Below are 20,392 nucleotides of genomic sequence, written 5' to 3'. Positions count from 1 at the left end.
TTTCGTTGTTCTTCCCCGGCCCTCCGCCGTGGCCCTCGCCGCTGGGGGGGGGGGGGGGGGGGGGGGGGGGGGGGGGCCGGTGTGACGGGAGTCCGGCCCGCACCACGTACGGGGGTTACTGGAAGGCGATCGGGACGTGCACGTCGTACTTGCGGTCGTTCGTGTCGAAGTGGTCGGCGCGGGTGACCACCGCGCAGGTCACGTCCTCGCCGCAGACGCTGCCGTCCTCGAGGGTCGCCTGGACGTAGATGCTCACGCTGAAGGTGCCGCCGGTGCCGAACTTGGAGCTGTTGGCGAACATGCCGCCGAAGGTGTTGTTCACCCAGTGCGAGGCGCCGGTCGAGCCGGACTCGTCCTGGCCGCCGAGGCACGGGGTCGGCTTGTTGACGCCCGCCGCGCCGTCGACCACGCACAGGCCGACGTAGACGCCCTGGCCGGTGTTGTAGCCGGAGCCGGTGACGGTGATGACCTGGCCCGCGGCGGCGGCCGTGTTCGGCGCGGTCAGGGACAGGTTGTACGTGGTCGAGCCGTCGACGACCGTGCGGGTCGAGGTGGCGGCGGACGCGGAGGAGGCCAGACCGAGGGTGAGGGCACCGGCGGCGGCTACGGCGAGTGCGGCACGGGCGGAGTTACGTCTCATGGGGTACCGAGCACCTTTCTGGGTGAGTCGAGCGGGCGCTCAACTTAGGTTAGGCAAACCTAAGTACGACTTCGGCTTTACGCAACACCGAACTGAGCGGAAGCGACCGTCTGTTGGTCCATCGGCGAGTACAACTCGACCGCGTGCGCGCCCGCTTCGGCGGTGTCGTACACCGGGAAGGACCGCTCGACCCGGCCCTCGTCGTCGGCCACCGCCTGATAGCGGGTGTCGCCGTCGATCGCGACGAGCACGACCGTGCCGGGCTCGAACCCCGTTCCGGTGACGGTCTGTTCGCCGCCCGCGGCCAGGGTCGGGTGGGCGACGGACGCGGTCGGTGAACTCGCCGTCGGCGGCCGGGGTTTCGGTAGTTTTGGCGCCAGCGCCGGGGCGCTCGGCGTCGGTTCAGGAGTCTCGGCGGGCGTCTCGCTCCCCGTCCCCACCGTCACATCCAGCACGCCCAGCCCGTCCCCCGCCGCGAACTCCGCGCCGCTCCACGCGGACAGCAGCGCCGCTCCCTCCTCCGTGAGAGACGCGCGCAGGCCGGTCCAGGTCACCCCGCCCGCCCGTACGGCGATGGCGGCGTCGTCCGTCGCTACCTCGGCCAGCGTGAGGTCACGGGCCCGTCCGTCGACGGCCGTACGGGTGTGCAGGGCGCCGTCGTCGCCGTCCAGGGCCAGCCGCAGGGAACCCAGGACGAGCGGCTGTCCGGCGGGGCCGTCGAGGCGGAGCGTGCCGCCCAGGTCGATGTCCGCGGCGCCGGTCGCGGGGTCGGTGCGACCGCCCGTGGCCGGGAAGGACGTCCGGTTCGCCGAGCCCTGCGCAGCGGGCCGGGCAGCCGTGAGCGTCACACCCTCCAGCTCCGCCGAGCCCGTAGCCCAGGTCGCGTAACCGCCGGACACCTCACGCGGGAACGTGTCGTCCGCGCTAGCGGAGCCCGCGGGAGCCATCAGGGCGAGCAGGGCGCCGCCGGCTATAACCGCGGCGCCAGGTCTCTTCAGCATCTTCAAGTCTCCTTGAGTCAAACGCGCCCCAAAGGGGCGCGGGGAACTGCGCGACAAGCCCCCACCGGCCCGCAGTGAACGAACCGCCTATCCAGCTGAGCGCTAGCTCGCCCGCCGGCGCCGTCGCGCCAAGTACCACGTCCCCGCACCCACCACGACCAGCCCCGCCGCAGTCGCCCCGCTCGCCAGCGCGAGCGACCCCGTGCTGGCGAGTGGGCCGTCGGAGGTTTCGTCGCCGCCCGTGCTGCCCCCGCCCGTCGTACTCGCGCCGGCCGTCGCGCTCGGCGTCGCCCCGGAAGCCCCCTCCGCTTCCGGCACGCCGCCGCTCCCCCCGAAGGTCACCGGGATCCGTACCGTCTGCGACTGGTCCCCGCCCCGTGTGTGGTCGTTGCGGGTGATGACGGCGCAGGTCACGCCGGACTTGGTGCAGTCGGTGTTGGCGTCCTTGGCGCGGACCTTGAGTCGCACGCTGAAGGAGCCGTCGTGGCCGCTGCCCTTGTAGGGCTTGGCCAGGCCCTCGCCGTACGAGGGCGGGTTGGAGGAGATCCAGACGGACGCCCCGGACTCGCCGGACATGTCGACGCCGCCGACGCAGGGCGTGGGTGTCTTCCCGGCTCCGTTGTCCACGCAGAAGGCGACGTAGATGCCCTTCTCCGTGTTGTAGCCGGCGCCGGAGACCGTGACCGTCTCGCCCGCCGCGGCGAGGCCGGAGGCCTTGGAGACGGTGAGTTTCTGGTCCTCGGGTCCGGTCGCCGAGTTGCCTGCCGCGGATGCCGGTACGGCGGCCGTGAGCACCAGGGCGACCGAGGCGGCGACCCCGGTGAATCCGGCAACTCTCCTGCGATACAAGCCACTTGTGGACATCAAGTCACACCCCCACCTCGGGTAATTAAGGTAAACCTAACCTAAGCTAAGGCTCAACCGTGTGGGGGATACGAGACGTGAAAGGACCGGCGATGCAGAAGTCCGGAAGAAACCCGCGAGCGTGGGCCCTCGCCTCGCTCGCCCTGGCGGTCGCCCTGCTCACCGGCGCCTGCGCGGGCAACTCCGCCGATGCGGGCGGCGCTTCGGACGCGTCCCCGGTCTCCGCGAGCGAGCGGGCCGGCACGGCTGAGAAGCAGCTCGCGAAGAACACGCTCGTACCGCTTGAAGGCGAGGTGCCCACGCCGGAGTTGCCGGTGACCGTCGACTCCTCCGACGGCCGCAAGGTGACCGTGAAAGACGCGTCGCGGATTCTGCCGCTCAACGGCGGTGTGGCGGAGATCGTGTTCACGCTGGGGCTGGGTGACAAGGTCGTGGGCCGTGACATCACCGCCACCTTCGAGGAGGCGAAGAAGCTCCCGCAGGTCACCAAGGCGCACGATGTGAGCGCGGAGAGCGTGCTGTCGCTCAGGCCGACGGTCGTCCTCGCCGACACCGACACCGGTCCGTCCGAGGCGATCGACCAGATCCGGGACGCGGGGGTCCCGGTGGTCGTCCTCGACCCGGCGACGAAACTGGCCGACGTCACGACCCGTACGACCCGGATCGCCGAGGCGCTCGGCGTCCCCGAGGCGGGCAAGGCGCTCAACGACCGTATGAGCGACGAACTCGCCGCCGCCCGCGCCGCCGTCGCCGAGGGCAGCAGGCCCAAGGTCGCCTTCCTCTACATGCGCGGCAGCGCGGCCGTCTATCTGATGGGCGGCAAGGGCTCCGGCGCCGACTCGCTGATCGAGGCGGCGGGCGCGGTCGACGCGGGCGTGGAGGCCGGTCTCGACAAGCCCTTCACGCCGCTCACCAGTGAGGCCCTGGTCTCCGCCCGGCCCGATGTGATCCTGATGATGGACAAGGGGCTGGAGTCGGTGGGCGGCGTCAAGGGGCTGGAGGAGATCCCGGGGATCGCCCAGACCCCGGCAGGAGCGGCCCGGCGGGTCGTGTCCCTGGAGGACGGCGTGCTGCTGAGCTTCGGACCGCGCACCCCACTCGTCATCGACATCCTGGTTGACCGGATTCACCGGGGATGAACCCGATCTCACACTGCTGGTGAACCGCTAGTGAAGGTTACGGATTGAACAACCCCTGGTGGCTTTGGGGCGATCGGGTGACGATGGAGGTATGACTCTGGCCCAGCGTGCCCTGGAGCGACTGGAAGCCTGGCCCGACCTCACGGCGGTCCAGGCCAGTTGCGGTACCGGGCGCGCACTGCGCTCCCGGCGCTGCGAAATCGTGCACTTCCACTCCGACCACGAAGTGGACCTGCATCTCACCAGCGGTGCCATCAGGCGTTTCGCCGAGGATTTGGAGCGGTCCACGGCGATCCGTGTGGTGCCCGGTTCCCGGTGGGTGACGGTTCACCTCGACTGTGAAACCGACGTCGACCTGCTGGCCAGCCTGGTGAGCGTCGCCCTCCAGGCCCACGAGAAGCCGTCCCAGCCCGGCGCTCTCCCGCCCGCCGGCTGCAACTTCCACCGCGTCACGGTCCTGCCCAGACAGCACGAGCGGGGCTGACGCCTCACGTCATCCGCCACGTCATCCCGTCGTAAGCGCCCGGTGCGAGGCTGCGGCGATGGACGACACGACGGATGAGACGGCGTACGACGAGACGGACACGACCGCACTCGCCCGCACCCTGCTCGACATCCCCGCGCACCGTACGGCCGCCATCGAGGTCCTCAGCGCGACCGACGGCACCGCCGAACTCACCTGCCTCACCCCGGAGTCCCTCACCAATGTGATCGGCTCCCTCCACTCCAGCGGCCTCATCGCCCTCGCCGACGCGGCGGGCCTGGCCGCGATCATCGCCGAGAGCACGGGCCCCGACGACATGACGGGCGTCGTTCCGCTGGGCACCCACGCGAGCATGGAGTTCCTGGCCCCGGCACGCGGGCGCTTGGTCGCCACCTGCCGTCTGACGCGGGAAGCGCGGGATGCCGTACGACCGCTGCTGGCGCGCGAGACCCACCGGGCGCGGCTCTCCACCCGCACGGAGATCACGGACGCGACGGGGGCCGTGGTGTGCCGGGGGACGTTCGACTGGAGTGTGCGGCGCAGGAATTGAGCGGTGTGCAGGTCAGCCGAGGCAGATCACCAGCAGGCAGAGCTGCGACGACGGTGTCGAGGTCGGCGCCGGGGTGGAGGGCGTCTGCGACGGTGTCGCGGGCGCGGCGGGGGCGGTCGACGCGGAGGCGGACGGGGTGGGCGTCGGTGTCGTCGCCGGGGTGTCCGGGGTGCTGGGCAGCAGGGGCAGGCTCTGGCGCTGCTGCTGCGGGGTCGGCGGGGTGACGACCTTGTGCGACTGCGTGGTCCGCGGTGTGGTGGGGGACTGCTTGCCGGACTGCTGGCCGGGGACCTGGGGGGACGCCGGGTCGGAGGCCGATGCGGTGGGGGTCGGCGAGGCCGGGCGGGTGTCCTGCTCCGGCGTCTCCTCCTCCACCCCGGTCGTCTGCTGGCCCGTACCGCCCATGATCGTGTCGTCCGGGGTCGTGGCCGCCTGTGCCCGGTCGTTGTCGCCGCGCTCCATCGTGGCGAAGCTCAGGCCGCCGCCGACCAGGGCGACGGCGGTCGCGATCATGGCCCGGCGCTGGTGCTTCTTCAGCCGGGCGAGCTGCCGGCGCCGCGCGGCCCGGCCGCCGTGGGGTGCGGGGGACGCGACCGGGGCGTGGCTGGGGGCCTGGACCTCCGTGTCGTCGTCCATGACGGGCTGCCCGGTGCCGGCCTCGTCCATGGCGGGCCCGGTGTCCGGCTCGTCCGGGCGGCGGTACCAGCCGGCCATCGTCATCGGGGCTATGTCCGGGGCGTAGGCGCCGCACCCGGGACAGACCAGGGCGCCGTTGAGGTGCCGGCGACACGTGGTGCAGTAGTCCATCTCTGGTCTTCCTGGGTTGACGGCATCGATTGGCCAGCAACCTAACGAGGCTTTCGAAAGCCTGTGTGCAGCACCTGTGGTGCTCTTGCGCAGATTCCCTGACCTGTGACCGCATGCACCCCGCGTGTGACACGGGGTGCATGCGCTGTCCGTTGTGGGCGGTTACGAGAACAGGAGTCGCCAGGTCAGCGGGCCCGGGTAGCCGTCCGCGTCGCCGCGCAGTTCCTTGCGGGACTTCTGGAAGTCGCGGACGTTGAGGCGGTCCGCCTCGCCCCAGGCCTGGCTGGGGCCGACGCGGTAGTGGTCGCCGAAGCCCCGCTTCACGAGCTGCTTGCCGAGTTGCAGGACGTACTTGTTGGAGGCGCCCTCACGGAAGTACTTGCGGCCCGGGTAGGCGGGCACCTTCGGCTTCGAGGGCTTGGACGGCTCGGTCTCCGACGGGTTGTCGTCGTCGAGGTCCAGGTCCGCCTTGGCGTGCTTGAGGAGGCGGGCGAAGTCGATCGCGCCGGGGTCGCCGTGGTCGTTCTCGGGTACGTGCATGTGTCCGCACACGCCCTTGAACCCGCTCCACTTCGCGCCGGACATGCGCTGGCCGCCGCCGTTGGCGTACGACGTCGGGTAGGCCGGCCATGCCTTCGGGCCGGTCAGTGGCAGACCGTGCTCCTCGTGCATCCAGGCGAGGAAGCGCGCGACGCCGAGCAGCGCCCAGTCGGGGGCGTCGGGCCAGTAGATGTGCGACTGCCCGGCGTCCTGCCACTTCTTGTGCGCCTTGGGGTCGCAGGTGCCGACCAGCTCGACCTGGCACACGTTGAGCGTGTTCGTCTCGACGCCGCCGCGCAGGTTCTGCAGGGCTCTGGACGAGGTCTCCACGTCGAAGTGCTGGTACCACCTCAGCTTCTTGGCGGAGAGGTCGGGCACGGCCGTGAGGTTCGGGGCCGAGCCGCCACCGCCGTATCCGGGCAGGCTGCGGCCCTCGGTGGTGTGCAGGACGACGACGTTGACCTCCATCGCGTCGCCGCCGAAGTCGTCCTGGTACCAGTTCGCGCGGCTCGCTCCGGGATACCGCTGCGGTCCTGTCTTGGTGCTCACTCCGGCCTCCTCCTGGTCACGTTGACCAACTGCCCTGAAATGTAAGGGCATTGGCGGTGATGGCGGAGGAGGCTCGAGCGTCCTGTAGCAGGAGTGTTGCGTCAGTCCGTGCCGAGGGCCGTGCGCAGGGTGCCGATCGCCTGACGGATCGCGCCCTCCGCGGCATTCGTCCCGCGCAGCGCGTTGAGCATCACGAAGTCGTGGATGATGCCCTGGTAGCGGACCGCGGTGACGGGGACGCCCGCCTCGCGGAGCTTGTTGGCGTACGCCTCGCCCTCGTCGCGCAGCACGTCCGCCTCGCCGGTGATGACCAGGGCCGGGGGCAGCCCGGTGAGCTGCTCGGTGCTGGCGCGCAGCGGGGACGCGGTGATCTGCGCGCGCTCCGCCTCGTCGGTCGTGTACTGGTCCCAGAACCACTGCATGCCGTCCCGGCGCAGGAAGTAGCCGGTGGCGAACTGGTGGTAGGAGGGCGTGTCGAAGCTCGCGTCCGTCACCGGGTAGAACAGCACCTGCTGGACGAGCGGGACGTCGCCGCGCTGCTTCGCCATCAGGGTCAGTGCGGCGCTCATGTTGCCGCCGACCGAGTCACCGACGACGGCGATCCGGGCCGCGTCCAGGTTCTTGGCGGCGCCCTCGCGGACGATCCACTGGGCGACCGCGTAGTTCTGCTCGATGGCGACCGGGTAGCGGGCCTCGGGGGAGAGGTCGTACTCCGGGAAGACCACGGCGGCGTTCGCGCCCACCGCGAGCTCGCGGACCAGCCGGTCGTGGGTGTGGGCGTTGCCGAAGACCCAGCCGGCGCCGTGGATGTAGATGATCACCGGGAGGGTCCCCTGGGCGCCGGCGGGCTTGACGATGCGCGCCCGGACGCTGCCGGTGGGGCCGCCGGAGACGGTGATCCACTCCTCGTCGACCTCGGGCTTCTCGATCTCGCCCGACTGCACGTCGTCGACGGTCTTGCGGCCCTCGGCGGGGTCGAGGTCGAAGAGGTACGGCGGGTTGGCGGTGGCCTCGGTGAAGGCCTGGGCGGCGGGTTCCAGGACGGGGCGGGGGGCGGTGCTGTCGGTCATGGCGATCTCCTCGGATCGAGAGCCGTCGTGGGTGGCGGCACACCATGAAGGTACTGCGCGATTAAGTCGTGCGCAACTCATTTGTGCCCTATTGAATCGGGTAGACTTGAACATGTACGGTGAACGAACAGCTTTAAGACATGGAGGAGGGCGACATGACCGCTGCGGCACCGGACGCGCGAGAGGGCTCGCTGCTCCTCGACGACCAGCTCTGTTTCGCACTGTATGCGGCATCTAGGGCGGTCACCACCCGATATCGCCCGCTTCTGGACGCTCTGGGCCTGACCTACCCGCAGTACCTGGTCATGCTGGTGCTGTGGGAGCAGGACTCCATCTCCGTACGCGACTTGGGAGCCGCCCTCCAGCTCGAGTCCAGCACCCTCTCCCCGCTTCTGAAGCGCCTGGAGGCGAGCGGGCTGCTCCACCGCGAACGCCGCCCCGAGGACGAGCGCTCCGTCGCCATCCGCCTCACCGAAGCGGGCGCCGAACTCCGCGAACGGGCCGCCGCCGTGCCCCTCGCCATCGGCGACGCGATGGGACTGACCCCGGAACAGGACGCGCAGGCCAAGCAGTTGCTGCGGCTGCTGACGGCGAACGTGACGGAACGCTGACGGGGGCTGACGGGGGTCGCCCGTACGCCACGAGGGCCGCACCCCTTTGTCGATCTTGGAGCCCGGCAGGTCGAACTCCTTGCGGTGAGCGGGACCGGCGTTCCGCGCTGAGTGAATGCCGTGTTCCGCAACCCGGCCGCCCCAACAGGCAACCCCCACACCGCATTTACCTGTCTCACAGGTTGTTCACAGACCTGTCAGGCCCGGGGGTACGACGGCCGGCGGGGCGTGGACTGTCCAGTCCGATGCCATTGACCATGGCACTCGCAGACGAGGAATCGATGACCAGTCAGCAACACCGCAAGCGTGTGAAACGCTCGGCACTCGCCGTCTCCGCCGCGCTCGCCGTCGTGGCCGGAGTCGCCGCCACCGCTCCCGGCGCCGGGGCGGCGCCGTCGACCACACCCGGCAAGCCGAAGCTCAAGCTGATCGCCGCGTCGAACGCGGTGACAGCCGAACGCTGGGAGTGGGAGGGGGAGACCGGCATCAGCATGGACCTGGGGACGTACGTCACCGTCGACAACGCGCCGCTGGAGATCAAGATCAAGCGCAAGTCGTACAAGGACCCCATCGTCGCCCAGCAGATCCTGCGCGACGGCACGAAGACCACGACCAAGACCCTCCCCGCCGGCCTGGTGAAGGACTTCACCGGGCTGCCCGGGTTCCTGGAGGTGTCCTTCAAGAACACGGCCGGCCAGGAGGTGGCCAAGACCAAGGGCACCTTCTGCCCGAACAACGCCTCCGGCCGTATCCGACCCGACGGCGCGGCGACCAACCACTATCCGGAGAGCTGCCCGACCAACCCGTTCACGCTGGGCTCGGTGTGGGGCGTGGAGAAGGGCTGGGCGTCCAACGCCAGCGCCTTCGGCTACGACAAGCCGGTGGACCTGCCGGTCGGTGAGTACACGGCGAAGGTGCGGGTGGCGAAGAAGTACCGGGACCTGCTGGGCATCCCCAACGACCAGCCGACGATCAAGGTGACGGTGCGTCAGGAGTCCGACGGGGGCGGCGGCGTGGGACTGACCTCTCACTCCGGCCACTCCGGCCACTCCGGGCATCAGGCCGCCGGCCACGCGGGCCACCACGGCCCCGACGCCCCCATCCCGGGTGCCCTCTCGCACGCCCTCGAGGACCGGGGCCTCGCCCACCACCTGGGCGACGGACGCGGCCACACCGACGGCTCCCGCATCGCACCCGCGCTGAAGCCGGCCACCAAGCGGCCCACCGGCCGGGCGAGCGTCCCGGACGTGCCCAAGCCCGACCTGCGTTCCCTGCCCGCCTTCAACATCGGCATCAGCGACGGCGAGGACGGCGACGTACCCGGCAAGGACTACCTCGCCTTCAGCGCCAACGTCTGGAACGCCGGCCCCGCCCCCCTCGTCGTGGACGGCTTCCGCAGCCCCGGCAAGGAGCTGATGGACGCCTATCAGTACTTCTACGACGCGTCCGGCAAGCAGGTCGGCTACACCCCCACCGGCACCATGGAGTGGGACGGCCGCGAGGGCCACGATCACTGGCACTTCACCGACTTCGCCAGCTACCGCCTGCTCAGCGCGGACCAGACGAAGGAGGTCCGCAGCGGCAAGGAGGCGTTCTGCCTGGCCAACACGGACGCCGTCGACTACACGGTGAAGAACGCCAACTGGAAGCCGTACAACACCGATCTGTCGACCGCCTGCGGCGAGGAGAACTCCATCTCCGTACGGGAGGTCCTCGACGTCGGCTCCGGTGACACGTACACCCAGAACATTCCCGGCCAGTCCTTCGACATCACCGACGTGCCGAACGGCACGTACTACATCCAGGTCATCGCCAACCCGGAGAAGCGCCTGAAGGAGACCAGGACCACCAACAACGTGGCCCTGCGCAAGGTCGTCCTGGGCGGTGCCCCGGGCGCCCGCACGGTGAAGGTCCCGCCGCACCACCTGATCAACGCCGGGTAGTCGACGCCGATGATCGCCGCACCGGTTCGCGTCAGCGAGCCGGTGCGGTGTCGTTTGCGTGCCGGGACGGTGCGACCGCTCAGAGGTCGTTCACGTCGACCAGCCCGTCCTGGATGGCGCGGGCGACCAGGCTCGCCTTGGTCCGCGCGGGGCGGCCGACGTTGGCGTACTTGATCCGTACGCGGTCCAGATACGAGTTGACCGTCCGTACGGACAGGCCGAGGCGTTGCGCGACCAGCTCCTTCGACTCCGACTGGAACCACTCGATGAGCACGTTCTCCTCGCGCAGGGAGAGCTGGGGGCGGTCGGCGCGGGTGTTCGTGCCCAGCGCGCCGGCCAGCGCGGGCGGCATGTAGGGCCGATCGTCTGCCGCTGCAAGCGTCGCCTCGACCAGGTGGTCTCGGCCCTCGCTCTTGGTCAGAAAGGTCGCGGCTCCCAGGTCCAGGCAGCTGAGCGCTGTCTGCTCGTCGTCCCGCATCGAATAGACGACCACCTGCCGCCCGGCGTCGACGAGTCGTCGCAGGCTGCCGAAGGCGGGGCCGCCCTCGCCCAGTTGCAGATCCAGGACGACGACATCGGCCGCGTTGCCCGGCTCGGTCCAGGCTTCCCGTACGGAGTCGCCGGCCGCGACGACGGTGATGGGCCGCCGCGATGCGGCGTACCACGCCTCCACGCCCGCGAGGATGGCGGGATGGTCGTCGACGACGACCACGCTGACCGGTGCGCTGTCACTCATGCCAGCTCAACTCCGGAGACCGCCGTTCTTCTCCAGCCGGCCTCCACCCACACACTTCCACCACGCGCCGTTCTGGCCACGCTCACCTTCGGCTCCGTGGCACGGCCGTGGGCCGGCGCGGTTTCTCCCGTGCCATGGCCGTCGGTGCAGTCCTCGCTGATCACGCTCACGCGTACCGCGCGAGGTGTCCATACGACGGTGACCCGCGCGGTCGAGCGGGTACGGCCCAGAATCACCGCCACCGGGTCGACCAACTCCCTGCGTACCTCCAAGGGCACCTCACCCGGCCGGCCCCGTACGGCCAGGCTCACCGTGACCCCGTGGTGCTCGGCCACCTCGACGCAGGCCCGTACCTCGTTCAGCAGCGGGTCCACGACGGCATCGCCTTCCGCGAACAGGCGGCGCATCCGGGCGGCCTCCACGCCGCACCGCAGCCTGACGTCCTCGTCGTGCGGGCTCAGCACGCCGTGGCCGAGGCCCACGAGCAGCGGCACTGTCGTCGCCATCAGGGCGCGGTAGCGCTCCTTGTGATCACGCTGCATGTCCTCGTGGATGCGTTCCCGGGTACGCAGTTCTTCCTCCTGTGCGGACGTGGTCCCCGCGGCCGGCGCCGTGCCGTGCAGCAGGTGCGTCATGAGTACGCCTACAGAGAGCTGGAAACCACAGATTGAAATCGCGGAGATCCCCATGACGGCCGACTCCGCGGCGGTGGGCGCCCCCGACAGGAACACGGCGGTCGCGTTGAGCCCCAGATGCGCCGCGAGGAATGCCGCGAACGCCTTGACCCGCAGGTCCGCCAGCAGGAACAGCGCATGCCAGCCGACCAGTCCGAACACCCAGTCCGGCGCACCCGTCAACCGCTCCGCCGGGAGCGTGAACGCGCCGGTCGCCGAAACGGTCAGCACCGCGCCCAGGCTCCACCAGCGCACCCTCGGCGGGATCTGCCTGCCGCGCAGCAGATGCGCGGCCCCGGTCGCCGCGACGGCGGCGAGGCAGACGAAGGCCGCCGTCTGGGCCCATGCGGGGCGGTACACGCCTTGGTGGGAGGTGAGTTGGTGCAGTGAGAAGGAGAACTGCGACAGCAGGCAGATCAGCAGCGCGGCCAGTTGGGCCCCGTGCAGCAGCTGCCTGCGGATGAGGCGGACGACGGCCGTGTGTGCCCGGGCGCGGGGCGGGTGCGGCAGGCCCGTCACCTGGGCTCCGTCCCCGGCCTGTGAGGCCCGGGCTCGGTCGTGCCAGCGCCACTGCACGCGGGTCCCGGTGCCCGGATACGAGGTGACGGAGGCGGAGCCCGAGACCGCGTGCATTCGGCCGATGATGGAACCGGAGATGCCGCGGCGCCGTGCGGGGACGGACTCCGGGTCGAAGCCCCGCCCCGCGTCGGACAGTTCGACCACGACGCCGCCGTACTCCTCCGCCCATGCCCTGAGTTCCGCCTCCCGCACCCCGGCGTGGCGTGCCACATTGGTGACGGCTTCCCGGACCCCGTTGAATATCGCGAGCCCGGGGCCGGACGGGACCGCGAGCGGGCCGTCGATGTGCGTCTTGAGCCGCACGCGGTCGCGGCCCTCACCCTCGGGCACACAGCCGAGCAGGGCAGCGAGGTCGACGTTCCCCGTCTCGAATCCGGGCATGGCGGACAGCGCCTCCAGATCCTGCCGGGCACGCGCAGGCAGCCACGACCAGTCCCGGCCGTCGCCCTGGGAGACCATCAGCAGCGTCGCGCTCGCCGTGTCGTGCAGGGTCGCCAGGTACTCGCGCTCGGCCGCCCTCCGTGCGGCGGCGACATCGGCCTCCCGGCGCGACGCCGCCCTGAGCGCGGCCGACCGGTCGGCCGACCTGGCCCGCGCCCGGACGATGAGGTAAGCCGCTCTCGACAGGCCCGCCAGGATGAGGATGCGCGCCAGGGGTATCACCTCGGGGCCGTGCCCGGGCGAGGAGAGAAGGTCGCCGAGCGCGCAGACGGCGACCCCCAGCGCGGCCAGAGTGGCCCCGGCCGCCGGTCGCGTCGCCCACTCGTGCTGGAAGGTGATGACGCTGATGCTGACGATCGCCTCCACCATCACCTCCGCGCCGTCGCCGCCGAGTACCGGCTGCGACAGCCCCGTCAGCACCAGCACGGCCGCGTCCAACGGCCACAGTAGGGCGGACGGGAGCGGGCGGCGCAGCGCGTAGAGCCGTACACCGCAGGCGAGGAGAGCGGGCACCAGCAGCGGCATCGCCGGGAGAATCTCCGCCCCCTCCGCCGAGACGACGCCCAGCGCACCGCACAGGCAGACCACGGTGGACCGCAGCCACACTCCGTACCGCTCGAGAGTCAGGATCACCAGGCGCTCGCCGGCCCCAGGGCCTTCCCACGGCTCAGCGACTCCAGCCCTGTTCCCCGCGTGTCCCCCGATCCGCATGAGACAAGGGTAGTTGAAACACGATCAAGGTGTCGGGTCTGCCTTCGCCTTGTGGGGCGAACGACCGTCACACTCGGTGGCCGGGCCGGGCTACTGTCCTCCCCGTCGTACGGGGGGCTGACGCAGGCTGTGGCAGCCGCGCACGACCTCACTCTCCATACTTTTCCATCGATGGAAGGTCCGCCATGTCTGCCACCTCTCGCAACCGTGCGCTGACGGCTTCGGCCACAGCCTTCACCGTGGTCGCCTCGACGCTCGCGTTCGTCGCCGCGTCCGCTCCCGCCGCGCAGGCCGCGTCCTGCTCCAGCACCTACCTGAGCTACGGCAGCCGTGGCACTTGCGTGAAGCTGCTCCAGAAGAACCTGGGCGGGCTCACCGTGGACGGCGTGTACGGCTCGGGGACGCGCAGCCGCGTCCGGTCGTTCCAGGACGACGCCAACATCGGCGTCGACGGCAGGGTCGGACCCCAGACCTGGCGGAAGCTGGCGACCTACGGCAAGGCGCTGGGCTGGAAGGCCGGGCTCACCGTGTACATGTGCAAGGAGAATTCGACGGATTTCCGCGTCTCCGCGTGGAACAACTCGGGCGACAACGCCAATTGGCTGTTCTACACGGCGCAGAGCTCTTGGCCCATTGAGGGAGAGGCCCTCGCGGATGACCGGATCGAATCCCAGGGTCACGTCTACGCCGACACGTACAACAGCGAGAAGCTCGTGGTCTGGGTCGGCAGGTACGGCCGCGACAACGCCCAGACCACCACCAAGGTGCGTGACTTCTCGCGCAGCACCCTGCCCGCCTGCCGGTAGCCGTTCGAAAGGACTGGCCCATGCGACGGACCCGAAGATCCGCCACGCTGTTCTTCAGTGCCCTGGTGGCCCTCGCGATTACGTTGACCGCGGCTGCTCCGGCGAATGCCGCCGGCCCGAGTCGGGGCAACAGCGAGGAAACCGTCATCTTCATCCACGGTTATGCCCCGACCGCAACGCACGACTGCGAGGAGTACTTCAAGAACGCCGGGACCCTGTTCAGGAACAAGCACTGGGACGGGGACCTGTACACGTACGGGTACTACAACGGCAACTCGAACTGCTCTTACAACTTCCCCGCCGACCGCAACACGTCGCTCAACACGGTTGCGAAGGCGTTCGCGCAGCGAATTCACCAGCTGTACTCGAGGGACAACAAGAAGGTCGACATCGTCGCCCACTCCATGGGCGGCCTGATCGTCCGCACGATGCTCCGCCACGTCGCGCTGAAGGACGGGAGGGACGGCTGGCCGAAGTACCTCTACATCGAGGATGTCGTGACGCTCGGCACCCCCCACGACGGCACGAATTGGGGCGAGTTCCAAGACCAGTTCCGTCAGGCCCGACAGATGGAAAGGGGGAGCTCTTTCATCAACAGCCTCGGGGAAAACCTCTACCGGTCACAGATGGGCACCGACTGGACCCTGGTTTCATCGTTTGACGATGCGGTCGTCTCCGAAGGTTCCGGTGTCGGCGCACATTCGCAGCACAAGATCCAGTACAGGAATCTGCCCAACGACAATCCGCTCACCCGTGACCATCAGTCGCTGGTGAAGGTCTACACAGGTACGCACACCGCCCGCATCAAGCACACAAGGTGGAGCGGCTATGCCGAGCGAGCCTCACCACTGGAGCGAGCGCGCCAGGCGGTCTACTACCACTCCAGCACGTAAGTATCGGCCGGAGTACACCTGACGGATGACGGCCGCATGGCACCGCGGTACCGGTGCCTGCGGCCGTATTCACCTCTCCGGGCCCAAAGAGCCGCGGCAATACGTTCCTAGCGTGGGGGCACGTTCCTCGTACCCCATCCGGGAGTTCTCCGTGGCCACGTTCCTCTACCGGCTGGGCCGGTTCTCGTTCCGGCGACGACGGCTCGTCCTGATGCTGTGGATAGCCGTGCTGGCGGCCGTCGGCATCGGGGCCGCCGGTGTCAGCGCCAGCACGTCCGACGCGTTCACCATCCCCGGCACCCAGTCCCAGAAGGCGCTGAACCTGCTGGAGAAGGAGTTTCCGCAGGCGTCTGCGGACGGGGCCACGGCGCGGGTGGTGTTCGAGGCGCCGGACGGGCAGAAGCTGACGTCCGGGGTCCACAAGACCGAGGTGGAGTCGCTCGTCGGGGACCTCGGGCAGGCCGACCAGGTGGCGAGCGTCGCCGACCCGTACACCAGCGGCACCGTCAGCAAGGACGGCACGGTCGCCTATGCGCAGGTGACGTACGAGGTCGCGGGGGACGAGGTCACCGACCGGGCCCGTGACGATCTGGAGGAGATCGCCGGGAAGGGCGAGCGGGCGGGTCTCGCGGTCAGCATGGGCGGCGACGCCGTCGAGGAGCAGGCCCACCAGAGCACGGCCGAGCTGATCGGTATCGCGGTCGCCGCCGTCGTCATGGTCATCACCTTCGGCTCGCTGGTCGCGGCCGGACTGCCGCTGCTGACCGCGCTGTTCGGGGTCGGCGCGGCGATCCTCGGGATCACCGTCGCGAGCGCGTTCATCGACCTGAGCTCCAACACCAGCACACTGGCGCTGATGCTGGGCCTGGCGGTCGCCATCGACTACGCCCTGTTCATCGTCTCCCGGTACCGGGGGGAGCTGCGGGACGGGCACAAGCCGGAGGAGGCTGCCGGACGGGCGCTCGGTACGGCCGGTTCGGCGGTGGTGTTCGCGGGGCTGACCGTGGTCATCGCACTGGCCGGGCTGAGCGTCATCGGCATCAAGGTCCTGTCCGACATCGGTCTCGGCGCCGCCTTCGCGGTCGTCGTCGCCGTGGTCATCGCGCTCACCCTGCTGCCCGCGATGCTCGGCTTCGCCGGTCCCCGCATCGCGACGGGGAAGCTCAAGTCGCGCCGGATGAAGGCGATCGAGAGCGGCGAGCGCGAGCCGATGGGGGTGCGCTGGTCGCGGTTCGTGCTGCGCAACCCCGTCAAGATCCTCGGCGTCTCGGTCGCCGGTCTGCTGTTGCTCGCCATCCCGGCCCTGTCGCTCCAACTCGGCATGCCCGGCGACGAGTCGGCCACCCCCGGCAGCACCCAGCGCACCGCCTACGACACCGTCACCGACGGCTTCGGCCCCGGCTACAACGGCCCCCTGACGGTCGTGGTCGACGCCCGCGGCAGCGACGACCCCAAGGCCGCCGCCAATGACACGGTCACCCTCCTCGACGGCCTGCCCGACATCGCCTCGGTAGGCCCCGCGACGTTCAACCCGACCGGCGATGTCGCCCTGATCCGCGCCGTCCCTGGCTCCTCCCCCTCCAGCGAGAAGACCGTCGACCTGGTCTCCGACATCCGCGACCGGGGGCCACAGTTCCACGACGACTCCGGCGCCGAGCTGATGGTCACCGGCACCACCGCCCTCAACATCGACATCTCCGACAAGCTGAACGACGCCCTGATCCCGTACCTGTGCGTGGTCGTCGGCCTGGCGCTGGTCCTGCTGATGCTGGTGTTCCGCTCGATCCTCGTCCCGGTCAAGGCCGCCGCCGGCTTTCTGCTCAGCGTCCTCGCCACCCTCGGCGTCGTCGTCGCCGTCTTCCAGTGGGGCTGGCTCGCCGACCTCTTCGGCGTCGAACAGACCGGCCCGATCGTGAGCGTCCTGCCGATCTTCCTGGTCGGCGTGGTGTTCGGCCTCGCGATGGACTACCAGGTGTTCCTGGTGACCCGGATGCGGGAGGAGTACGTCCACGGGGCCGAGGCGAGGGAGGCGGTCGTCGCCGGTTTCCGGCACGGGGCCCGGGTGGTCACAGCCGCCGCGGTCATCATGATCTCCGTGTTCGCCGGGTTCATCTTCAGCGACGAGGCGATGATCAAGTCGATCGGCCTGGGCCTCGCCGCCGCCGTCTTCTTCGACGCCTTCGTGGTCCGGATGACCATCGTCCCGGCGGTGATGGCCCTGCTCGGCAGCCGCGCCTGGTCGCTGCCCGGCCGGCTGGACCGCCTCCTGCCCAACGTGGACGTGGAGGGCGAGAAGCTGCGGCACCTGCTCGACAAGACCCCGGAGAGCGACCGGGAGCCCGAGCCCGTGCCCACCGGCAGGGGCTGAGCGGTCGGCCGTACGATCCGAAGCAGGGCGTACGGCCCCGACGCCGGCCGTGACCACCCCGCCCAGCCCGCCGGTCCCACTCCCCCGGGGACCGGTGGGCGGCCCCTGTACCGAGAGGGCGTACGACGTGACAGGACCGACCGCCACCGGGCCGCCGGTGACCTCAGTCCCGCCCGAGACCTTGCTGGGCGGGGCCGAGCGGCGCTCGGACGTCGCGGTCATGCGTGCGCTCAAACGGGTGGTGGAGGCCGACCGGAATCGTTCTTGGGTCAGGCGCTGGGCAGGTCCGTTGTTCTGCGCGGCGTTCGGTATTCCCGCGCTCCAGGACGCGAGGAACGGCACCGGGCCAGGCGTACCGACGTTGCTGGTCCTGATGGCCGCCCTCTGCACCCCGCTGCTGTGGCGGCAGCAGCGGCCGATCCTGGTGTTCGCTCTCACCTCCACCGGCTCCGCGGTGGCCATCGCTCTGGACGCCAACACCGGGTCCGAGGCCGCGCGCGTGCTGGCGCTGCTCAATGTGGGCCGCAGCAGCCGGCCGGTTCAGCTGGCGGTCTGTATGGGCGTGGCCGTCGCGCAGACGTCCGTGGCCACCGTCCTGCGCGACGAGGGCCGGGACATCGGACTGCAGGCTCCGGTGGTGGCGATCATCCAGTCGGCCCTCGTGGCGGCGGTCGCCGCGGCCGGCCTGGTCGGCCGGGTGGTGAACGCGTACATCAGGGCCCTGCACGAACGCGCCCTCCGCCTGGAGGTGGAGCGGGACCAGCGCGTCCGGCTCGCCGCCGCCGCCGAACGCGCCCGCGTCGCCCGCGAGATGCACGACATCCTCGGCCACACCCTCGCCGTCATCGTCGGCCTCGCGAACGGCGCCGCCGGACTGACCGAGGCCAAACCCCGGCGCGGCGCCGAGACCCTGCGCATCATCGCCGACAGCGGCCGGGGCGCCCTCGCCGAACTGCGCCGCCTCCTCGCGGTCATCGGCGACGACGAGAAGACCACCGCCGAGGGCACGCCTCTCGCTCCCCAGCCGGGCTTCAGCGATCTCACTCCGCTGCTGGAACGCGTCCGCGCCGCCGGCCCCGCCGTCACCCTGCACACCGAGGGCCACCGCACCGACCTGCCGCCCAGCCTCCAGCTCGCCGTCTACCGCGTCGTCCAGGAGGCCCTCACCAACACCCTCAAGCACGCGGCGGCCGATACGACCGTCCAGGTCACGATCACCGCGGACGACGACGCCGTCGACCTCACCGTCGAGGACACCGGACCATCGCTGCACACGCGCGTGAGTGACGAGGGCCGGGGCCTGGTCGGCATGCGGGAACGCGCCGCGCTGTACGGCGGCAGCGTCACCGCCGGTCCCAACGACCGCGGCGGCTGGACCGTCCACGCCCGCTTCGAGATCGCGACCACCCCGGCATCCACCTCCACGGAGAAGCGCCCCCTATGACCACCGTCCTCATCGTCGACGACCAGGCCCTGCAGCGGCTCGGCTTCAGCATGCTCCTGGAACAGCACCCCGACCTGAGCGTGGTCGGCGAGGCCACGCACGGCGCCGAGGCCGTCCGGATGGCCGCCGAACTCCGCCCCGACGTCGTGCTGATGGACGTCCGGATGCCCGGCATGGACGGCATCGAGGCCACCCGCCGCATCGTCCAGTCCGGCGGCCGCTCCCGGGTCCTCGTCCTGACCACCTTCGACCTCGACGAGTACGCCTACTCGGCGCTGCGCGCCGGCGCCAGCGGCTTCCTCCTGAAGGACGCCCTGCCCGACGAACTGATCGCCGGCATCCGGGCGGTGGCCGTCGGGGACGCCGTCATCGCGCCCGGCCTGACCCGCAAGCTCATCGACGCCTTCACCGACCGTATGCCGGGCCGGACCCCCGAGCAGGAACGCCGCCTCGCCGCCCTCACCGAACGCGAACGCGAGGTCCTCACGGCGATGGCCACCGGCTGGAGCAACACCGAGATCGCCGAACGCTTCTCGCTCGCCGAGTCCACGGTCAAGTCCCATGTGAGCCGGGTACTGGCGAAGATCGGGGCGCGGGACCGGGTACAGGCGGTGATCTTCGCTTATGACACGGGGCTGGTACGGCCCGCGTGAGCGGGGAGGTCAGCGGAAGGCGCCGACGTTGCGTCGCGCCCAATCGCCGTACGTGCCCGGCGCCCGCCCGAGGACCAGTTCGGTGTCCGGGCTGATCCGCAGCTCCGCCGGGTTCGGCGCGCCGAGGATGTCGAGGGTCGTGTCGACGACGGGCTCGGGCATGAACCGCAGCATCTGCGCACGCGCCTCATCACGGGACTGCTCGATGAACCGCACCGGTTCGCCGAGCGCGGCCCCGATCGCCGCGGCCTGCTGCCTGGGCGTGACGAGAGCGGGCCCGGTCAACTCATACACCTGCCCGGCATGTTGACCTCCCGCCCGCAGCGCCGCCGCCGCGACCGCCGCGATGTCGTCCGGGTCGACGACCGGCAGCCCGACATCGCCGAACGGCGCGGTGACGGTCCGCGCCGTACGCACCGACTCGGCCCAGGCGTAGGTGTTGGAGGCGAAGCCGCCGGGCCGCAGGACGGTCCACTCCAGCCCGGACTGCCGTACGGCGTCCTCGATGGACCGGGCCACCTCCCCGTGCGAGGCGGAGCCGGGCCGGGTCGCGACCCCCTGGGACGACAGCAGCACGATCCGCCGAACGCCGCCGGCCTTGGCGACATCGACAAGGTGCGCGGGATCGAGCCGATGGGCGCTCGGACCCCCGTCCTGCAGGAACAGCGCGTCCGCCCCGTCGAGCACGGGCCGCAGACTCTCCGCGTCGATGAGGTCAGCCGCCTTCCGCACCACCCGTTCCGGCAGTTCCGCCTCCCCGACGGAGCGCGAGGTCGCGGTCACCGGCTCACCGGCGCCCACCAGAATCCGTACGAGCGACCGCCCCACATTGCCGGTCGCCCCCGTCACCACGATCATGGTCAACTCCCCTTGTGAACTGCGCATTTGC

The 20,392-nt window shown here is 70.5% G+C and carries 19 protein-coding genes; 10 read left to right on the top strand and 9 right to left on the bottom strand.

All coding sequences use genetic code 11. The features are described 5' to 3' along the window. Nucleotides 1-115 precede the first annotated feature (115 nt). The 3 genes from AB0I98_RS43815 to AB0I98_RS43805 form a co-directional block, all read right to left on the bottom strand. Entirely contained in the window at nt 116-640 is a 525-nt protein-coding gene (locus AB0I98_RS43815) for a hypothetical protein (RefSeq protein WP_362951662.1), read from the bottom strand. A gap of 77 nt (nt 641-717) precedes the next feature. Continuing rightward, the gene (locus AB0I98_RS43810; RefSeq protein ID WP_362951661.1) at nt 718-1,641 is read right to left on the bottom strand and encodes an HtaA domain-containing protein; all 924 of its coding nucleotides are present in this window, start codon (nt 1,639-1,641) and stop codon (nt 718-720) included. A gap of 102 nt (nt 1,642-1,743) precedes the next feature. Beyond that, nucleotides 1,744-2,505, bottom strand: coding sequence for a hypothetical protein (locus tag AB0I98_RS43805; protein ID WP_362951660.1), 762 nt, complete (start codon nt 2,503-2,505; stop codon nt 1,744-1,746). Nucleotides 2,506-2,597: 92 nt separating this feature from the next. On the opposite strand from AB0I98_RS43805, the gene AB0I98_RS43800 reads away from it, so the two are divergent. The 3 genes from AB0I98_RS43800 to AB0I98_RS43790 all read left to right on the top strand — a co-directional run bounded on the left by AB0I98_RS43800 (nt 2,598) and on the right by AB0I98_RS43790 (nt 4,678). Then, the gene (locus tag AB0I98_RS43800; RefSeq protein WP_362951659.1) at nt 2,598-3,644 is read left to right on the top strand and encodes an ABC transporter substrate-binding protein; all 1,047 of its coding nucleotides are present in this window, start codon (nt 2,598-2,600) and stop codon (nt 3,642-3,644) included. A gap of 91 nt (nt 3,645-3,735) precedes the next feature. Continuing rightward, on the top strand, nt 3,736-4,128 hold the full coding sequence (locus tag AB0I98_RS43795; RefSeq protein ID WP_362951658.1) for a luciferase family protein: 393 nt from the start codon (nt 3,736-3,738) through the stop codon (nt 4,126-4,128). A 58-nt stretch (nt 4,129-4,186) separates the two neighbouring features. Then, entirely contained in the window at nt 4,187-4,678 is a 492-nt protein-coding gene (locus tag AB0I98_RS43790; protein ID WP_362951657.1) for a DUF4442 domain-containing protein, read from the top strand. A gap of 12 nt (nt 4,679-4,690) precedes the next feature. On the opposite strand, the gene AB0I98_RS43785 is transcribed toward AB0I98_RS43790, so the two are convergent. From AB0I98_RS43785 to AB0I98_RS43775, 3 genes are all read right to left on the bottom strand, one after another. Further along, nucleotides 4,691-5,485 (bottom strand): hypothetical protein, encoded by a 795-nt coding sequence (locus AB0I98_RS43785; RefSeq protein WP_362951656.1) that lies wholly within the window; start codon nt 5,483-5,485, stop codon nt 4,691-4,693. A 162-nt stretch (nt 5,486-5,647) separates the two neighbouring features. Beyond that, the gene (locus AB0I98_RS43780; protein ID WP_362951655.1) at nt 5,648-6,574 is read right to left on the bottom strand and encodes a peptidoglycan-binding protein; all 927 of its coding nucleotides are present in this window, start codon (nt 6,572-6,574) and stop codon (nt 5,648-5,650) included. 101 nt (nt 6,575-6,675) lie between these two features. Further along, nucleotides 6,676-7,644, bottom strand: coding sequence for an alpha/beta hydrolase (locus tag AB0I98_RS43775; RefSeq protein ID WP_362951654.1), 969 nt, complete (start codon nt 7,642-7,644; stop codon nt 6,676-6,678). A 155-nt stretch (nt 7,645-7,799) separates the two neighbouring features. Between AB0I98_RS43775 and AB0I98_RS43770 the strand changes: the two genes are divergently transcribed. Then, entirely contained in the window at nt 7,800-8,255 is a 456-nt protein-coding gene (locus tag AB0I98_RS43770) for a MarR family transcriptional regulator (protein ID WP_362951653.1), read from the top strand. Between the two features lie 281 nt (nt 8,256-8,536). Beyond that, nucleotides 8,537-10,198, top strand: a complete 1,662-nt coding sequence (locus AB0I98_RS43765) for a lysyl oxidase family protein (RefSeq protein WP_362951652.1) — start codon at nt 8,537-8,539, stop codon at nt 10,196-10,198. A 79-nt stretch (nt 10,199-10,277) separates the two neighbouring features. Here AB0I98_RS43765 and AB0I98_RS43760 read toward each other — a convergent pair whose 3' ends face one another. Beyond that, nucleotides 10,278-10,934, bottom strand: a complete 657-nt coding sequence (locus AB0I98_RS43760; RefSeq protein ID WP_362951651.1) for a response regulator transcription factor — start codon at nt 10,932-10,934, stop codon at nt 10,278-10,280. Then, a complete protein-coding gene (locus AB0I98_RS43755) occupies nt 10,931-13,261 on the bottom strand; it encodes an ATP-binding protein (protein WP_362951650.1) in 2,331 nt (776 codons plus the stop codon). The genes AB0I98_RS43760 and AB0I98_RS43755 overlap by 4 nt, the downstream gene beginning before the upstream one ends. A gap of 263 nt (nt 13,262-13,524) precedes the next feature. Between AB0I98_RS43755 and AB0I98_RS43750 the strand changes: the two genes are divergently transcribed. From AB0I98_RS43750 to AB0I98_RS43730, 5 genes are all read left to right on the top strand, one after another. Continuing rightward, nucleotides 13,525-14,145 (top strand): peptidoglycan-binding domain-containing protein, encoded by a 621-nt coding sequence (locus AB0I98_RS43750; protein ID WP_362951649.1) that lies wholly within the window; start codon nt 13,525-13,527, stop codon nt 14,143-14,145. Between the two features lie 20 nt (nt 14,146-14,165). Further along, nucleotides 14,166-15,038 (top strand): alpha/beta hydrolase, encoded by an 873-nt coding sequence (locus AB0I98_RS43745; RefSeq protein WP_362951648.1) that lies wholly within the window; start codon nt 14,166-14,168, stop codon nt 15,036-15,038. A 151-nt stretch (nt 15,039-15,189) separates the two neighbouring features. Continuing rightward, nucleotides 15,190-17,406: an MMPL family transporter gene (locus AB0I98_RS43740; protein ID WP_362951665.1), complete on the top strand. Its 2,217-nt coding sequence runs from the start codon at nt 15,190-15,192 to the stop codon at nt 17,404-17,406. 127 nt (nt 17,407-17,533) lie between these two features. Then, nucleotides 17,534-18,850 (top strand): histidine kinase, encoded by a 1,317-nt coding sequence (locus AB0I98_RS43735; RefSeq protein ID WP_362951647.1) that lies wholly within the window; start codon nt 17,534-17,536, stop codon nt 18,848-18,850. Then, a complete protein-coding gene (locus tag AB0I98_RS43730; protein WP_362951646.1) occupies nt 18,847-19,503 on the top strand; it encodes a response regulator transcription factor in 657 nt (218 codons plus the stop codon). The genes AB0I98_RS43735 and AB0I98_RS43730 overlap by 4 nt, the downstream gene beginning before the upstream one ends. Before the next feature lie 9 nt (nt 19,504-19,512). Here AB0I98_RS43730 and AB0I98_RS43725 read toward each other — a convergent pair whose 3' ends face one another. Then, nucleotides 19,513-20,361: an NAD(P)H-binding protein gene (locus AB0I98_RS43725; RefSeq protein WP_362951645.1), complete on the bottom strand. Its 849-nt coding sequence runs from the start codon at nt 20,359-20,361 to the stop codon at nt 19,513-19,515. Nucleotides 20,362-20,392: the final 31 nt, after the last annotated feature.

The organism is Streptomyces sp. NPDC050211 (assembly GCF_040656035.1).
In the GTDB taxonomy this organism is placed as follows: Bacteria; Actinomycetota; Actinomycetes; order Streptomycetales; family Streptomycetaceae; genus Streptomyces.
This window is presented reverse-complemented; position numbering and strand designations above follow the sequence as displayed.

Bases quoted from the DNA above. Each gene is read 5' to 3' on its own strand.
- AB0I98_RS43790 (WP_362951657.1), top strand. From the start codon at position 4,187: ATGGACGACACGACGGATGAGACGGCGTACGACGAGACGGACACGACC.
- AB0I98_RS43745 (WP_362951648.1), top strand. From the start codon at position 14,166: ATGCGACGGACCCGAAGATCCGCCACGCTGTTCTTCAGTGCCCTGGTG.
- AB0I98_RS43785 (WP_362951656.1), bottom strand. From the start codon at position 5,485: ATGGACTACTGCACCACGTGTCGCCGGCACCTCAACGGCGCCCTGGTC.
- AB0I98_RS43760 (WP_362951651.1), bottom strand. From the start codon at position 10,934: ATGAGTGACAGCGCACCGGTCAGCGTGGTCGTCGTCGACGACCATCCC.
- AB0I98_RS43795 (WP_362951658.1), top strand. From the start codon at position 3,736: ATGACTCTGGCCCAGCGTGCCCTGGAGCGACTGGAAGCCTGGCCCGAC.
- AB0I98_RS43815 (WP_362951662.1), bottom strand. From the start codon at position 640: ATGAGACGTAACTCCGCCCGTGCCGCACTCGCCGTAGCCGCCGCCGGT.
- AB0I98_RS43750 (WP_362951649.1), top strand. From the start codon at position 13,525: ATGTCTGCCACCTCTCGCAACCGTGCGCTGACGGCTTCGGCCACAGCC.
- AB0I98_RS43810 (WP_362951661.1), bottom strand. From the start codon at position 1,641: ATGCTGAAGAGACCTGGCGCCGCGGTTATAGCCGGCGGCGCCCTGCTC.
- AB0I98_RS43730 (WP_362951646.1), top strand. From the start codon at position 18,847: ATGACCACCGTCCTCATCGTCGACGACCAGGCCCTGCAGCGGCTCGGC.
- AB0I98_RS43775 (WP_362951654.1), bottom strand. From the start codon at position 7,644: ATGACCGACAGCACCGCCCCCCGCCCCGTCCTGGAACCCGCCGCCCAG.
- AB0I98_RS43805 (WP_362951660.1), bottom strand. From the start codon at position 2,505: ATGTCCACAAGTGGCTTGTATCGCAGGAGAGTTGCCGGATTCACCGGG.
- AB0I98_RS43800 (WP_362951659.1), top strand. From the start codon at position 2,598: ATGCAGAAGTCCGGAAGAAACCCGCGAGCGTGGGCCCTCGCCTCGCTC.
- AB0I98_RS43770 (WP_362951653.1), top strand. From the start codon at position 7,800: ATGACCGCTGCGGCACCGGACGCGCGAGAGGGCTCGCTGCTCCTCGAC.
- AB0I98_RS43765 (WP_362951652.1), top strand. From the start codon at position 8,537: ATGACCAGTCAGCAACACCGCAAGCGTGTGAAACGCTCGGCACTCGCC.
- AB0I98_RS43725 (WP_362951645.1), bottom strand. From the start codon at position 20,361: ATGATCGTGGTGACGGGGGCGACCGGCAATGTGGGGCGGTCGCTCGTA.